This window comes from Nonomuraea sp. NPDC049646 (assembly GCF_044465525.1).
Classification (GTDB): Bacteria; Actinomycetota; Actinomycetes; order Streptosporangiales; family Streptosporangiaceae; genus Nonomuraea.
The window spans coordinates 181141-194804 of the sequence record NZ_JBITLU010000003.1 but is presented as its reverse complement, the minus strand read 5'-3'; the positions used below and the strand labels follow the sequence as shown (position 1 = coordinate 194804).

General features: G+C 72.0%; 13 protein-coding genes. 3 read left to right on the top strand and 10 right to left on the bottom strand.

The window, feature by feature from the left end:
* The first annotated feature begins 1 nt into the window (after position 1).
* Both ACIBQ8_RS09935 and ACIBQ8_RS09930 read left to right on the top strand, forming a co-directional pair.
* Positions 2–919 (top strand): carbohydrate ABC transporter permease, encoded by a 918-nt coding sequence (locus ACIBQ8_RS09935; RefSeq protein WP_397191724.1) that lies wholly within the window; start codon positions 2–4, stop codon positions 917–919.
* On the top strand, positions 916–1740 hold the full coding sequence (locus tag ACIBQ8_RS09930; RefSeq protein WP_397174973.1) for a carbohydrate ABC transporter permease: 825 nt from the start codon (positions 916–918) through the stop codon (positions 1738–1740). Before ACIBQ8_RS09935 ends, ACIBQ8_RS09930 begins: the two co-directional genes overlap by 4 nt.
* 55 nt (positions 1741–1795) lie before the next feature.
* Here the strand turns inward: ACIBQ8_RS09930 and ACIBQ8_RS09925 are convergent, their stop codons facing one another.
* The 7 genes from ACIBQ8_RS09925 to ACIBQ8_RS09895 all read right to left on the bottom strand — a co-directional run bounded on the left by ACIBQ8_RS09925 (position 1796) and on the right by ACIBQ8_RS09895 (position 9331).
* Entirely contained in the window at positions 1796–2383 is a 588-nt protein-coding gene (locus tag ACIBQ8_RS09925) for an ATP/GTP-binding protein (protein ID WP_352324453.1), read from the bottom strand.
* The gene (locus ACIBQ8_RS09920) at positions 2364–2741 is read right to left on the bottom strand and encodes a DUF742 domain-containing protein (RefSeq protein WP_352356948.1); all 378 of its coding nucleotides are present in this window, start codon (positions 2739–2741) and stop codon (positions 2364–2366) included. The genes ACIBQ8_RS09925 and ACIBQ8_RS09920 overlap by 20 nt, the downstream gene beginning before the upstream one ends.
* Positions 2738–3157, bottom strand: a complete 420-nt coding sequence (locus tag ACIBQ8_RS09915) for a roadblock/LC7 domain-containing protein (protein ID WP_397191723.1) — start codon at positions 3155–3157, stop codon at positions 2738–2740. Before ACIBQ8_RS09915 ends, ACIBQ8_RS09920 begins: the two co-directional genes overlap by 4 nt.
* A gap of 34 nt (positions 3158–3191) precedes the next feature.
* Complete coding sequence (locus tag ACIBQ8_RS09910; protein ID WP_397191722.1) at positions 3192–5489, bottom strand: nitrate- and nitrite sensing domain-containing protein; 2298 nt, start codon at positions 5487–5489, stop codon at positions 3192–3194.
* A gap of 187 nt (positions 5490–5676) precedes the next feature.
* Positions 5677–7191, bottom strand: coding sequence for a prenyltransferase/squalene oxidase repeat-containing protein (locus tag ACIBQ8_RS09905; protein ID WP_397191721.1), 1515 nt, complete (start codon positions 7189–7191; stop codon positions 5677–5679).
* Positions 7188–8015, bottom strand: a complete 828-nt coding sequence (locus ACIBQ8_RS09900) for a hypothetical protein (protein ID WP_397174976.1) — start codon at positions 8013–8015, stop codon at positions 7188–7190. The genes ACIBQ8_RS09905 and ACIBQ8_RS09900 overlap by 4 nt, the downstream gene beginning before the upstream one ends.
* On the bottom strand, positions 8012–9331 hold the full coding sequence (locus ACIBQ8_RS09895) for a cytochrome P450 (RefSeq protein ID WP_397174977.1): 1320 nt from the start codon (positions 9329–9331) through the stop codon (positions 8012–8014). The genes ACIBQ8_RS09900 and ACIBQ8_RS09895 overlap by 4 nt, the downstream gene beginning before the upstream one ends.
* A gap of 122 nt (positions 9332–9453) precedes the next feature.
* Between ACIBQ8_RS09895 and ACIBQ8_RS09890 the strand changes: the two genes are divergently transcribed.
* On the top strand, positions 9454–10473 hold the full coding sequence (locus ACIBQ8_RS09890) for a polyprenyl synthetase family protein (RefSeq protein ID WP_397191720.1): 1020 nt from the start codon (positions 9454–9456) through the stop codon (positions 10471–10473).
* Between the two features lie 40 nt (positions 10474–10513).
* Here ACIBQ8_RS09890 and ACIBQ8_RS09885 read toward each other — a convergent pair whose 3' ends face one another.
* The 3 genes from ACIBQ8_RS09885 to ACIBQ8_RS09875 form a co-directional block, all read right to left on the bottom strand.
* Positions 10514–11443 (bottom strand): aldo/keto reductase, encoded by a 930-nt coding sequence (locus ACIBQ8_RS09885; protein ID WP_397174980.1) that lies wholly within the window; start codon positions 11441–11443, stop codon positions 10514–10516.
* Positions 11444–11521: 78 nt separating this feature from the next.
* A complete protein-coding gene (locus ACIBQ8_RS09880) occupies positions 11522–13027 on the bottom strand; it encodes an MFS transporter (protein WP_397174982.1) in 1506 nt (501 codons plus the stop codon).
* Positions 13027–13599 carry a TetR/AcrR family transcriptional regulator gene (locus ACIBQ8_RS09875; protein ID WP_397174984.1) on the bottom strand — a complete coding sequence of 191 codons (573 nt, stop codon included), beginning with the start codon at positions 13597–13599 and terminating at the stop codon, positions 13027–13029. The genes ACIBQ8_RS09880 and ACIBQ8_RS09875 overlap by 1 nt, the downstream gene beginning before the upstream one ends.
* Positions 13600–13664: the final 65 nt, after the last annotated feature.

The window sequence follows — 13664 nt, the reverse complement described above, 5'->3', positions numbered from 1 at the left end:
CATGGCCCGCACCCGCTTCCGCACCGCGCGCTTCGTCGAGACCCGGGCGGCGCTGCTGTTCATCAGCCCCTGGCTGGCCGGTTTCCTGATCTTCACCGCCTGGCCGATCGTCAACAGCGCCTACCTGTCGCTGACCGACTACGACGTCATCAACGACCCGGACTTCGTCGGCCTCGACAACTACCGGCAGCTCTTCGCCGACCCGAAGGTCGGCCTCGCGCTGTGGAACACCTTCGTCTACACCGCGCTGTCCGTGCCCGCCCACATCGTCGTCTCGCTCGGGCTCGCCCTGCTGCTCAACACGGCGGCGCGGGCCACCGGCCTCTTCCGGACCGCCTACTTCCTGCCCAAGATGACGCCGCCGGTGGCGGTCGGCATCCTGCTGCTGATGCTGTTCAACGGCCAGAACGGGCTGATCAACGGCGTGCTCGGCCTGTTCGGGATCGACGGCCCGGCCTGGACCACCGATCCCGACTGGGTCAAGCCGGGCCTGGTGCTGATGCACCTGTGGACCGTCGGCTCGTCGGTGATCATCCTGCTCGCCGCCCTGCGCGGCGTCCCGCAGGAGCTGCACGACTCCGCACGGGTGGACGGCGCCGGCTGGTGGCGCCGCACGCTGCGCATCACCGTGCCGCTGATCAGCCCGACGCTGTTCTTCCTGTTCGTCGTGAACACCATCAACGCCCTGCAGTCCTTCACCGAGGCGTACACGGCCTTCTTCGGCTCGGGCAACACGACCTACAGCAACGACGCCGCCCTGTTCTACGTGATCTACCTGTTCCAGCAGGCCTTCGAGTTCCTGCACATGGGGTACGCCTCGGCGCTGGCCTGGCTGCTGTTCATCGTGATCATGCTGATCACCGCCGTGCAGATCCTGGTGACCAGACGGTACGTCCACTACGAAGGGGGACAGCCGTGAGACGCCTGCGGCGCGTCGCCGCGTTCACGGCGCTGACCGCGTTCGCCGGCCTGTTCATCTACCCGTTCGTGTGGCTGCTGAGCGCCTCGTTCAAGCCGCGCGGCGAGGTGTTCGACAACCGGCTGCTGCCCGAGACGTTCACCTTCGACAACTACATCAAGGTCTGGCAGGAGGCGCCGCTCGCGCTCTGGATGGCCAACACGCTCCTGGTCACCGTGCTCGCGGCGGTCGCGGTCACGCTCAGCAGCGCCATGGTGGCCTGGGGGTTCGCCTACTTCCGCTTCCCCGGCAGGGGGCCGCTGTTCGGGCTCGTGCTGGCCACGATGATGCTGCCCGGAGCGGTCACCATGATCCCGGTGTTCCTGATCTGGAACTCCCTGGGCATGGTGGGCAGCCTCACGCCCCTGTGGGCCCAGAACCTGTTCGGCAGCGCCTTCTACATCTTCCTGCTGCGGCAGTTCTTCCTCACGCTGCCGCGCGAGCCGTTCGAGGCGGCCAGGATCGACGGGGCGGACAACTGGAAGATCTTCTCCAGGATCGCGCTGCCGCTGTGCCGGCCCGCCGTCGTGGTGACGCTGCTGTTCGAGTTCCAGACGGCCTGGACGGACCTGATGCGGCCGCTGATCTACCTGCGCGACTCCGGCACGTTCACCGTCCCGCGCGGCCTGAAGGCCCTGCTCGACCAGTACGGGTTCGGCGGCGAGTGGCACTGGGAGATCGTCATGGCCGCCGGCGTGCTCACCACGATCCCGATGATCGTGCTGTTCTTCCTCGGCCAGAAGCACTTCGTCAGGGGCATCGCCACCTCCGGCGGCAGATGAGGGGGTCCGGCGTCCGGGCCGGCTCAGTGCGAGCGCGGCCCGGACGCCGGGCGGGTCAGCTGCCGACCGGCTCCGCGCGCAGCCGGGCCGAGTGCTTGACCAGGGTGATCAGCACCTCCCGGCTGGAGTCCCGCTTCCGCGCGTCGCACATCACGATCGGGATCGACGGGTTGAGCTGCAGCGCCAGCCGCACCTCGTCCAGCTCGAACGTCGGCGACCCCTCGAAGCAGTTCACCGCCACCACGAACGGCGTCCCGCGCCGCTCGAAGTAGTCGACCGAGGGGAAGCAGTCGGCCAGGCGGCGGGTGTCGGCCAGGATGACGGCCCCCAGGGAGCCCTCGGCCAGCTCGTCCCACACGAACCAGAAGCGTTCCTGCCCGGGGGTGCCGAACAGGTACAGGACGTAGTCGGTGCCCAGGGTGATGCGCCCGAAGTCCATGGCCACCGTGGTGGTGCGCTTGGCCTCCACGGAGGTCAGGTCGTCGACGCCCACGCTGCGGTCGGTCAGCACCTCCTCGGTGCGCAACGGCCGGGTCTCGGACACGGCTCCGACCATCGTCGTCTTGCCCGCCCCGAACCCGCCGGCGATCAGGATCTTGATCGCCGTCGGGAGGCGCGGGCGCTCAGAGCGAGCGAAGACCATCGAGCACCGCCCTGTACATCTTCATGTCATGCATGTCCACCTCGGATTGCGGTTCCTGGGCAGAGACGAGTTCGCGGTCGAACAGGTCGCCGAGCAGCACGCGGATCGTGCCGGCCGGCAGGTTGAGGTGCGCGGCTATCTCGGCGACGGATTTTGGTTCGCGGCAGAGCTGGAGAATGCGCAGGTGTTCTGGGTCCAGCCCGGCGTCGGGCCCCGGCGGCGGACCCACCGCCAGCGCCATGGAGATGAGGTCGAACTTGCCGTGCGCGGGCTGGGTCCGCCCGCGCGTGACGACGTAGGGCCGGATGATCTCCGGATCGATCCAGTGTTCGTCCGTGGACTCCTCCGTGGTGCTCACCGGTCGCTCCTGGCGGCGGCCTCGGCGTTGCGCGCGCCGGAGGTGAGGTACTGGCCCACCCTCGCCACCAGCATCGCCATCTCGTACGCGACCAGCCCGATGTCGGCGTTCTGGGCGCACAGCACGGCCAGGCAGGCGCGCTCGCCCGCGGTCGTGACGATCAGGAACTGCGACTTCCACTCCACTACCGTCTGCCGCACCGCGCCGGCGGCGATGTGGTCAGCGACGCCCTTGGCCAGGCTCTGCAGGCCGGAGGCGACGGCCGACAGGTGCTCCCCGTCGGTGCGCTGCAGACCGGCGGAGGAGGCCATGAGCAGGCCGTCGGAGGACAGCACGATGGCGTGCTCGGCTTCCTTGATCCGGCCGATCAGGTCGTCGAGCAGCCAGTTGAGGTCGGTGCCCGCGGTGGGCGTCATGTCGGGCCTCCCGTCGGGAGCCGGGCCGCGGCGGTCATGCCTCGCCTCCCGGCTGCTCTTCCATCAGCCTGGCCGCCTCGGTGCGGCCAAGACGGGTGCCTGACTGCAGGGATCCCATCATGGCGCGGATCTCCTCGGGCGAGCGCTCGTCATCGTCCTCCTCGAAGTCGGGCTGCGTCGGCGTGTCGTCCCGCAGCGCTGGCGCCAGGTTGGCCTGGGGGACTCGGAACGGCAGGCCGGACGGCGTGAACTCGGCCACAGGCTGCTGCTCCGGTTCGGCGGGCGGTTCTGGTTCAGGTGAAGGCGAGGGTGCTGGTGCCGGGAAGGGCGTGGCCACCGCGTGGAGCTGGGCGGGGGCGGGGGTGGACATGGGGGCGGGACGCGGCGGGGTCAGGGTGCGGACGTTCTCGGCGGGCCGCGCGACCGTCGCCAGCGTGGTCCCGGTGCTCGTCCGGCGCGGCAGGCTCGGCCGGGTGTCGCCCTCCGGGTGCCGCGGCGCCGGGTCGAGCTCGACGAGCTCCTGCGGCAGCAGCACCACGACCGTGGTCCCCCCGTACGGGGAGGGCTTCAGCACGACCTGGATGTCGTGCCGCCGGGCGAGCTGGCTGACCACGTAGAGCCCCAGCCGGGCGGTGCCGGAGATGCGGAACTCGGGCGGGTCGGCGATGCGCTCGTTGGCCGCGTCGAGGTCCTCGGGCTTCATGCCGAGCCCGCGGTCCTCGATCTCGATGACGTACCCGTTGGCCACGAGCTGGCCGCTGACCTGGACGTTCGTGTACGGCGGCGAGAACGACACGGCGTTCTCGATCAGCTCGGCCAGCAGGTGGATGACGTCACCGACGGCCCGGCCGACGAGCACGACCTCGCCCATCGGCATGAGCGTGACCCTGGTGTAGTCCTCGACCTCGGCCAGCGCGCCGCGCACCACGTCCACCATGGGGACGGCCCGCCGCCACGTACGGGCGGGCGACGAACCGGACAGGACGATCAGGTTCTCGGCGTTGCGCCGCATCCGGATGGCCAGGTGGTCCAGGCGGAAGAGCTCCTTCAGCTCCTCGGGGTCGGTCTCCCGGCGCTCCATCACGTCGAGGACGGTGAGCTGCCGGTGCACCAGGCCCTGGGTGCGGCGGGCGAGGCTGAGCAGGATGTCGCGGATGCTGCGGCGCAGCTCGGCCTGCTCGGCCGCGACGCTGACGGCGGTGCGCTGCATGGTGTTGAACGCCTGGCCCACCTGGCCGATCTCGTCGTCGCCGAACTCCAGCGCGGGCGCCTCCTTGGCGACGTCCACCTCCTCGCCGTGGCCGATGCGCTCGACGATGCCGGGCAGGCGCTCGTCGGACAGCTCGTGCGCGGCGTCGCGCAGCTTCTGCAGCTGGGCGAGCAGCTGCCTGGTGGTGGTGATGGACAGGATGATCGAGGCGACGACGGCGATCAGGCCGAGGCCGCCGGCCAGGAGGAGCCGGATGACGACGCCGATGGCGACGGGGACGATCCGGTCGAACAGCCGGTCACCGCCCGCGACCACCTGCGCGTGCATGCCGGAGAGCGTCGCGTCGGCCGCCACGCGCCAGCTCTCGCCGCTCACCGGAAGCGGGCCCGTCCCCGGTTCGTACCGGACGAGCTGCGCCTCCATGGTCTGCAGCCGGACGGCGGGCTCGCTCTTCAGCCAGGCGTCGAAGGTGGCCCGGTCCTCGTCGGGCAGCCGGTTCAGCGCGTCGGTCAGCGTGTAGTGGAAGACGGCCGACATCCTGAGGAACTCGGCGTGGTCGTCGGCGGTGAACCCGCGCCTGGCGAACACCCCGGACAGCAGCGAGTCCTCGCGGGCCAGGTACTCCCGGGAGCGGTGCAGGTCCGACAGCGCGCGGCCGTCCGCGGCGATGTCCTTGTCGTCGAAGGCGGCCACGGAGTCGTACATGCGGTACATCGCGTCGATCGTGTCGTTGTACTGCTGCGTCGCCCGGGACGGCTCCGTCTCGCCGGCGTCGATCGCCTTGCGCGCGGCCACGAGCTTGTCCAGCTCGGCGTTGACCGCGGCGATGCGCTCGACGAGCGAGTCCTCGGCGGCGAGGTCGACGACGTCGCCCTGGGCCATGGAGGTGAACTCGGCGCGCAGGGAGTCGGTCCTGGCTCGCTGGTCGCGCATGCCCTTGTCCACGACGCGGGATCCGGTGCCGAGGTGGGCGACGGTCAGCCGGCGCTCGCGCTGGAGCTCCACCAGCAGCGGCTCGCTCGGCTCGACGATCCTGCTGTCGACCGTCGCGGCCCCGAGCAGGTTGACGCCTTCGCGCACCGTGACCCAGGCCGCGAACACCCACAACAGTGTGAGCGACACGATAAGCGCCGTGACTTTGGCCCGGACACTGGCATTACGGAAGCGCATGAAGCCCTCCGGAAGAAAAGACCGCGGGGTCAGCAGGCCATGTCAAGGCGGAGAATGGGGCACTCCAGTAATCCGGCACTCGGATCACCTTAGCAACGCGAGAATACTGCCTCAACACGCTAGAGCACCGTAAAGGGTATTATGTCCTATTTTCGTACCTGGAATTTCCTTCGGTGCTACATATCGTGACATGCTGAGCGGCGATGACCGCTGCTCGCACGATGGCTGTCGGCGAGTAAAGCTCCTTGTCATGCCACAACGGTGGATAGTCGGTTAAATTGGCTGTCCGATTCAGGTACTCATAACCGCGCCGCGCCGCCCCTCGGCACCGTTCGTCCGGCTCGGGGCCGGCCAGCAGGAGGGCCTGCATCCCGTACGCCGTCTCCTCCGGCCGGCCCGCCCACCGGCCCCAGGATCCGTCGGCCCGCTGCGTGGACAGAATCCACTCCCGGCCCTTGCGCACGGCCCCGGCGTACCGGGCGCCGCCGAACTCGCCGAGCGCCAGCATGCAGCTCAACGTGGCGTAGTACGGGGAGGCGTGCCACCTGTCGCTCCAGCTCCCGTCGGGCCGCTGCCGCTCGGCCAGCCACCTCGCCACCCGCTCGATTCGTGGCCGGTACGCCTCCCCGGCCGCCGGCCTGACCCGCGCGTACTGGCCCAGCGCGTCCAGCACGTGGGCGTTGACGCTGACGGACGTGCCGTCCTCCCCCTGCCAGGTGCAGAAGTGCGCGCCGGTGTCGAACGCCGCCAGCGACGCGGGCTCGTACGGGACCCCGAGCAGGGCCAGGGCGTAGAGCGCCACGCTGGTGGTGTCGGCGTCGGCGGGCAGACCGGCCCCGGCGGGGGTGCCCGCGGGCCCGATCGTGGCCCACAGGTCGGCCGTCATCTCCGGCGGCACGTCCACGGGGACGCCCGCCCTGAGCAGCCAGCTCAGCACCCAGGCCCGCTCGAAGACGGTGATCGGCAGCCCCACCGGCACCGGGCCGCCGTACCGTCCGGCGACGGCCCGCAGGTGGTGGCGGGCCGGGCCCGCGGCCTCGGCATCGGGCCGGGCCGACAGCCAGGCGGCGGTGGCCGCGGGCGAGGCGCCGACGGTGCCGATCGGCGCCGGCCGTATCGCCCCCGTCACCCCGACGACCTCCAGCACGTGCTGGACCTTCTGCGGCGGCTCGGCGCCGGACGCCAGCAGCCGCCTGACCTTGGTGAGCCGGGTGGTGTCCATGGTGGGAGGCAGCGGCAGCGGGGAGCCCTCCGGGCGGTGGCGGTTCACCAGCTCGACGAGGGCGGGGACGATCAGGTCGATGGCCGGCGTGTCCGGCGGCTCCGACGCCGCGGCCAGCATGGGACGCAACGCCTCCAGCCCGGCCTCGGCGGCCGGGAGCAGGACGCCGTCGTCGCCGTCGCCGCGCGCGATCGCCGTGAGCAGGGCCTCCGTGGCGCTCAGCGTGGGCACCAGCCCGTAGCCGTCCGGGGCGCCCCAGGCGCCGTCGCCGTGCTGCTCGGCCAGCAGGTATGCCACCCGCTCCCGGTGCCCGGCCAGGCCGGGGGCGAGCGTGACCAGGCGGCCGGTCTCGTAGACCGACGGCGACACCTGGCCCCACGGCTTGGCCATCAGCTCGTTGACCAGGAGACAGGCCTGTTCGGAGAGGTTCACGTCGTCGCCCAGAAGTCGGACAGGCCGTAGAAGCCCGCGCTGTAGTCGATCTGCCATGCCAGGTAGCCGGCCGGGCGCGGATGGTCGCCGCGCAGCGGTTCGATCAGCGCGTGCGCCTCGCGGGCCAGCACGGCCATCCGCTCGGTCACCTCGTCGTGGGTCAGGCCGAGGGCGAACGCGTTGAGGTCGCCGTACGCCCGTTCCCGGTGGTGCGTGGCCAGGTCGTTGAGCAGCCGCAGGTAGCGCTGCACCGCCTCGCCCGCCGGGCGCAGGACCTCCAGGTCACCCGGCGCGCCCACCTGGCCGGTGGCGATCCAGTGCGAGACGGCCACGAAGGAGGCGCCGCAGCTGTCGGCGTTGGCCAGGTACTCCTCGACGGCGGGCGGCTCGTCCGCGCGGCTCCACTCCCATTCGCGGGCCATGGCCGTGAGCATGCGCGCGAGCCGGTCACGCCAGGCCGACGCGAGCTCCGGCGTGGTGCCCAGCTCCGCCCGCAGGTCGGCGGCGAACGCGCCGGCCGGCCCGGCGGGGAACTCCGACAGGCAGTCGCCGACCAGCGCCGCGACCTCCTCGCGCGTGCCGGCCTCGTGGTCGATCAGCCGGTCCACCGCGAACACCAGCAGCGAGGCCCGGTTGACGGCCCGCAGCTCGGCGGCGGTCGCCGAGGGCGAGCCGAAGGCGCCGGCGAGGCCCAGGGACAGGTGCAGCCCGGCGTCGAAGGCGCCGGCGGGGAACAGGTCGCCGAAGCGCGCGGCGTGCGCGGCCAGTTCCCGGCCGCCGGCCACGGCCAGCGCGCAGGTGCGGCCGATGTCGAAGGGGTTCACCGTCGCTTCTCCAATGTCATGGTCAATCCGTGCGGCGGGCGCAGCGTGGAGGCCAGGCGCGGCACGATCGGCCGGTCCAGGTGCACGTGGGGGCGGTACCTGCGCAGGATGCCGGCGATGAGCAGCGGCGCCTTCAACGCGAACAGGTGCTGTCCCAGGCACACGTGCGGCCCGGCGGCGAAGGGCCAGTAGGCGTAGCGGTGCCGCCGCGCGTCCCCGCCGGGGGCGAAGCGTCCGGGGTCGAACGCGGCGGGGCGGTCCCAGAACTCCGGCAGCCGGTGCGTCAGGTAGGGGCTGAGGATCACAGTGGAGCCGGCCTCGACGCCGACCCCGCCCACCACGTCGGCCTCGACGGTCCTGCGGGGCAGGAGCCAGCCGGGCGGGTAGACCCGCAGCAGCTCGCTGACGAACATCTTCAGGTACCGCAGGTGCGGCAGGTGGGCGATGCCGACCGGCTCGTCGCCCACCACGCGGTCCACCTCTTCGTACACCTTCGCAGCGATCTCCGGATGCGCCTGGAGCGTCGGCCAGACCCAGGACATCGCGGTGGACGTGGTCTCGGTGGAGGCGCCGTGCATGGCGACGAGGTCGTCCCTGATGCGCCGGTCGCCGTCGTCCGCCCTCGCTCTGACCAGGCGCGAGATCACGTCGTCGCCCTCCTCGTGGCGGGCCCGCGCGATGCAGGGGTAGACGACCTCGTCGATGGTCCTGATCGCTCGCCTGAACGCCCGGTCGCCCGGCAGCGGCACCCGGTGCGGCACGAACGGCAGCACCAGGCGCAGCGCCTTGGCGGTGACGGCGACGTCATAGGCCGGCGCCAGCCGGTCGATGTCCGCCATGGAGATCTTCGCCCCGAAGAACAGCCGCACGATCACCGGGTGCACCAGGGCCCCCATGCCTTCGGTCACGTCGAACGGCCGCCCGGGGACGACGGTCGTCTCGATCAGCTCGTCCATGATCCGGGCCATGTTCTCCGCCATGGCGTTGACGTGCCGGGCGGTGAACAGCGGCTGGAGGATCCGGCGGCTGTCGGCCCAGGTCTCGCCGTCGGACAGGATGCTCTCGCCGAGCAGGGGCGCGAGCGGGTCCCAGAACATGCCCGCGCGCACGTAGTTGGGCTGGCGGACCGTGAGCACGTGCTCGACGTGGTCGGGGTGGGTAACGAGGTAGGGACGGAAGGGCCCCATGTCGAGCCGCACGACCCGGCCGTCGGCCTCGGCGCCGGCCTCTTCCAGCGCGTGCACCGGGACACGGTGGTGTCTGCTGAGCCTGCCGAGGAAAGGGACAGTCCTGGGGGCAGTGGCATTGTCCGCCACGGGCGTGTCTCCTCTGCGCCCGTCTTACATAACGGACATTTAATGACGAAAGTTAAACTCAGGCTGGAGTATCACATGGCCGTACATAGACATTCAAGATCGAAGTCGGACAGGAACCTCTTGTGAACCTCAGCCGCACCGGACCGTCCCTGCCGGACACCGACGTGATCGCGCGCTGCCGCCGCCTGGTGGAGCCCGCCATGCGCGCCGCCGTCTCCCGCCTCCACCCGCGCGGAGCCGACATGGTCTCCTACACCCTGGGCTGGTCGGACGCCGCGGGGCGCCCGTACGAGGGTGCGGGCGGCAAGAGCGTGCGACCGGCCATCGCCCTCCTCAGCGCCGAGGCCGCCGGCGGCACCGCCGAGTCCGCGCTGCCGGGGGCCGTCGCGGTCGAGCTGGTGCACGCCTTCTCCCTCGTGCACGACGACATCATCGACCAGGACGAAAGACGCAGGCACCGGGACGCCCTGTGGAAGGCGTACGGGGTGGGGCCGGCCCTCCTGGCAGGGGACGCGCTGCTGGCCCTGGCCGTGGCCCGGCTCGCCGACCGTCCGGAGGCGATGGGCTACCTGTCGCGAGCCCTCGTCGAGCTGGTCCACGGCCAGACGGCCGACATGGCGTTCGAGAGCCGTCCCTGGCGCGGGCCCGGCGAGGTGAGCATGGCCGAGTACACCGAGATGGCGGCGGGCAAGACCGGCGCGCTGCTGGGGGCGGCCGCCGCGACGGGGGTCGCGCTGGGGGGCCGGCCCGAGCTGTCCGAGCGCATGTGGGCCATGGGGGTGGAGCTCGGCGTGGCCTTCCAGATCACCGACGACGTGCTGGGGATCTGGGGGGATCCGCAGGTCACCGGCAAGCCGGTGCACAGTGACCTGCGATCGCGCAAGAAGACCGTCCCGATCCTGGCCGCGCTGGCCTCGGGGGAGCCCGCCGCCGGCCGCCTGGCCGACGCGCTCGCCGGCGAGACCGACGACGCGGCCCTGACCCTGACCGCCTGCCTGATCGAGGAGGCGGGCGGCCGGGACGCCGCCGACCGGCTGGCCGCCCGGCACCTGACCGCGGCGCTGGACGTGCTGGACGAATGCCTGCCGGCCGCCGCCGAGCTCAAGGAGCTCTGCCTCTCCCTGGCCGGCCGCATGCACTGACCTGCCGGCCCGGGGCCGCCCGCCACGCTGGTCCGTGGCGTCAGGGGCGGGAGGCCTCGTCGAGGAGGGCCAGCTCCTCCTCGCTCAGCTCCAGCTCCGCCGCCGCCAGCAGCGGCTTGAGCTGGCGGGGGTCGCGCGCGCTGGCGATCGGCGCGGTGACCGTGGGCTGGGCGGCCAGCCAGGCCAGCGCCACGGAGGCGGGCTCGGCGCCGCGCTCTGCCGCCACCTTCAGCAGCCCTTCGAGCGTCCTGCGCCCGTGCTCGGTGTCCAGGTACTCGGCCGCCTTCCCGGCCCGCGGGCTGTCGACCGTGACGCCCGGCTGGTACTTGCCGGTCAGGAAACCGCGGGCCAGCCCGAAGTACGGCGTGCTCGACAGGCCGGCCGCGGCCACCACGTCCCGCAGCTCGCCCTCGTAGCCCCGGTCGACCAGGTTGTAGGGCTGCTGGAGCGCGACGTAGGCGGCCAGCCCCTCGTCCCGGGAGATCCGCAGGGCCTCGGCCAGCCGGGCCGGCCCGTAGTTGGACGCGCCGATCTGGCGCACCTTGCCCTCCTTGACCAGGGCGTCGAAGGCGGCCAGCGACTCCACCAGGGGCGTGTCGCGGTCGTCCACGTGCGCCCAGTACAGGTCGATGTAGTCGGTGCGCAGGCGGCGCAGCGAGTCCTCGACGGCCGTCCGGATCGTGGCGGGGGCCAGCCCTTCGAGCCCCTCCAGCATGCCGACCTTGGTGGCCACTACCACCGAGTCCCGGTTCCCGCGGTCGGCCATCCACTCGCCGATGATCAGCTCGGACGTGGACTCGCCGGTCACCCAGTGGGGGTAGACGTCGGCCGTGTCGATGAAGTTGCCGCCGCCCTCGACATAGGCGTCGAGCACCGCGAACGAGGTCTCCTTGTCCGCGGTCCAGCCGAAGACGTTGGTGCCGAGCGATATCGGGAAAACGGACAGGTCCGTCGTGCCTATTGATCTCATGCGGCCATTATCCGTGCCCCCCGCGAACAGGCACGGACGGCGCCCCGGTCACGTCCGTGCCTGGTGGGAGACGTGCGGTCAGTGCTCCACGGAGGCCAGGTCGAGGTCGCGCGGGGTGAGCAGCCACACCACCAGCGCCCCGGCCAGCATCAGCGCCGCCCCCGCCCCCGACGTCAGCGCCAGCGAGTCGGTGAAGGCCGCCCTGGCCGTCTCCACCAGCCGCGCGGCCTGCGCCCCGGCCTCGGCGGCCACGTCGAGCGCGCCGCCCAGCGACTCGCGCGCCGCCTCCGCGCCGGGGCCCGCGTAGTCCAGCGCGTTGCGATAGACCGCGGCCGCCACGCTGCCCAGCACGGCCACGCCGAGCGCCGCGCCCACCTCGTAGCTGGTCTCCTCGATGGCCGCCGCGCTGCCCGACTTCTCCGGCGGCGAACCGGCCATGATCACCGCGGAGGCGATGGCCAGCGCGCCGTTGCCCGCGCCGATCAGCGCCAGCGCGGCGGCGACCGGCCAGTAGCCCAGCGGCTGCGGCGCCAGGCACACCAGCAGGAACCCCAGCCCCGTCACCGCGAGCCCGCCCGTCAGCACCACCCGGGCGCCGACGCGTTCGGCCAGGACCGGCGCGAGCGGCGAGGCGATCAGCGCGGCCAGCGCGGCCGGCAGCAGCCGCACGCCCGTCTCCAGCGGCGCGTACCCCTGGACGAGCTGCATCCACTGCGCGAGCAGCAGCAGCACGGCGGCCATCGCGATCGACGTGGTCAGCGCCGTCACCACGCCCGCCGAGAACGGCGCGCTGCGGAACAGCCTGATCTCCAGCAGCGGATCGGGCCGGCGCGCGCACCGCACCACGAACCAGCCCAGCGCCACCGCCGCGACGACGGTGGCGGCCAGGGCGGCGGGCGAGGTCAGGCCGTCCTTGCCGAACGTCTTGACCGCGTACAGCAGCGCGGCCATGCCCGCCATCGACAGGACGGTCCCCAGCGCGTCCCACCGGCCCGGCCTGGGGTTGCGCGTCTCGGGCAGCAGGAGCAGCCCGGCGACGACGGCCGCCGCCATGACGGGCACGTTCACCAGGAACGCCGACTGCCAGGAGAAGTGCTCCAGCAGGAACCCGCCCAGGATCGGGCCGAGCGCCGCGCCCATCGCCGCCATCGCCGACCAGACGCCGAGCGCCCTGGCCCGCTCGCCCGGATCGGTGAACAGGTTCCGGATCATCGACAACGTGGACGGCATGATCATCGCGCCGCCCACGCCGAGCAGCGCCCGTACGGCGATCACCTCGGCGGCCGAGTCGGCCAGCAGCACCGCCGTCGAGGCCACCCCGAACACCGCGAACCCGGCCAGCAGCATGCGCTTGCGCCCCCACCGGTCGCCGAGCGCGCTGGCCGTGACCAGCAGCCCGGACAGCACCAGCGAGTAGGCGTCCACCATCCACAGCAGCTCGACCGAGGTCGGCCGCAGGTCCTCGGTGATCGCGGGCAGGGCGACGTTGAGCACGGTCATGTCCATGACCACGAGCAGCACGCTGGCCGACAGCACGGCCAGGCCCGCCCACCGGCGGCGCGCCGAGATGCCGGTGACCGTCATCACGACCACCCCCCGGCGCCCGCGCCGGTCAGGAACGTCTCCCGCAGCAGCCTGGCGACGTCCCGGCGGGCGACGTCGCCGCGGCGCAGGCTCTCCCGGACGGCCACGAGCAGGCCGTAGACCGTGTTGCTGATCCAGCGGGCGGGCAGGTCGGCGCGCAGCAGGCCGGCCCGCTGGGCGGCGGCGAAGAGCGCGATCTCGCGCTCCTCCAGCTCGTCCGCGCGGCGCAGCAGCTCCGGGTGCACGGCCATCGCGTAGTCGGTGAGGCCGAAGCCGTACTCGTCGGCCATCTCGATCCACCCCTCCAGCAGGATCTCCAGGGCCCGGCGGAGCTCGCCGGGGTCGTCGGAGGCGGCGGCGGCCACCACGTCCGCGCGCGCCTGGAGGTCGTGCCACCGGTCGTGCGCGCGGTGACCGAGCGCCGTCATCAGCTCCTCGCGGCTGCTGAACTGCCGGTGGAGCGTGGCCCTGCTGATCCCCACCGCCTCGGCGAGCTGGGCCATCGAGGCGGCCGGATGCTCGTTGAGGTGCTGGATCGCCGCGGTCATGATCTGCTCCCGGCTCACCACCATGAGACAACTCCGTCAAATATGAGACATTTACGTCTCAAGTCTACATCCCGGCGGAAGGGCAGCAG

What these genes read in the sequence shown, in the direction of transcription:
- ACIBQ8_RS09915 (WP_397191723.1), bottom strand. Translation starts at nt 3,157, where the DNA reads ATGACGCCCACCGCGGGCACCGACCTCAACTGGCTGCTCGACGACCTG.
- ACIBQ8_RS09875 (WP_397174984.1), bottom strand. Translation starts at nt 13,599, where the DNA reads ATGGTGGTGAGCCGGGAGCAGATCATGACCGCGGCGATCCAGCACCTC.
- ACIBQ8_RS09885 (WP_397174980.1), bottom strand. Translation starts at nt 11,443, where the DNA reads ATGAGATCAATAGGCACGACGGACCTGTCCGTTTTCCCGATATCGCTC.
- ACIBQ8_RS09935 (WP_397191724.1), top strand. Translation starts at nt 2, where the DNA reads ATGGCCCGCACCCGCTTCCGCACCGCGCGCTTCGTCGAGACCCGGGCG.
- ACIBQ8_RS09925 (WP_352324453.1), bottom strand. Translation starts at nt 2,383, where the DNA reads ATGGTCTTCGCTCGCTCTGAGCGCCCGCGCCTCCCGACGGCGATCAAG.
- ACIBQ8_RS09880 (WP_397174982.1), bottom strand. Translation starts at nt 13,027, where the DNA reads ATGACGGTCACCGGCATCTCGGCGCGCCGCCGGTGGGCGGGCCTGGCC.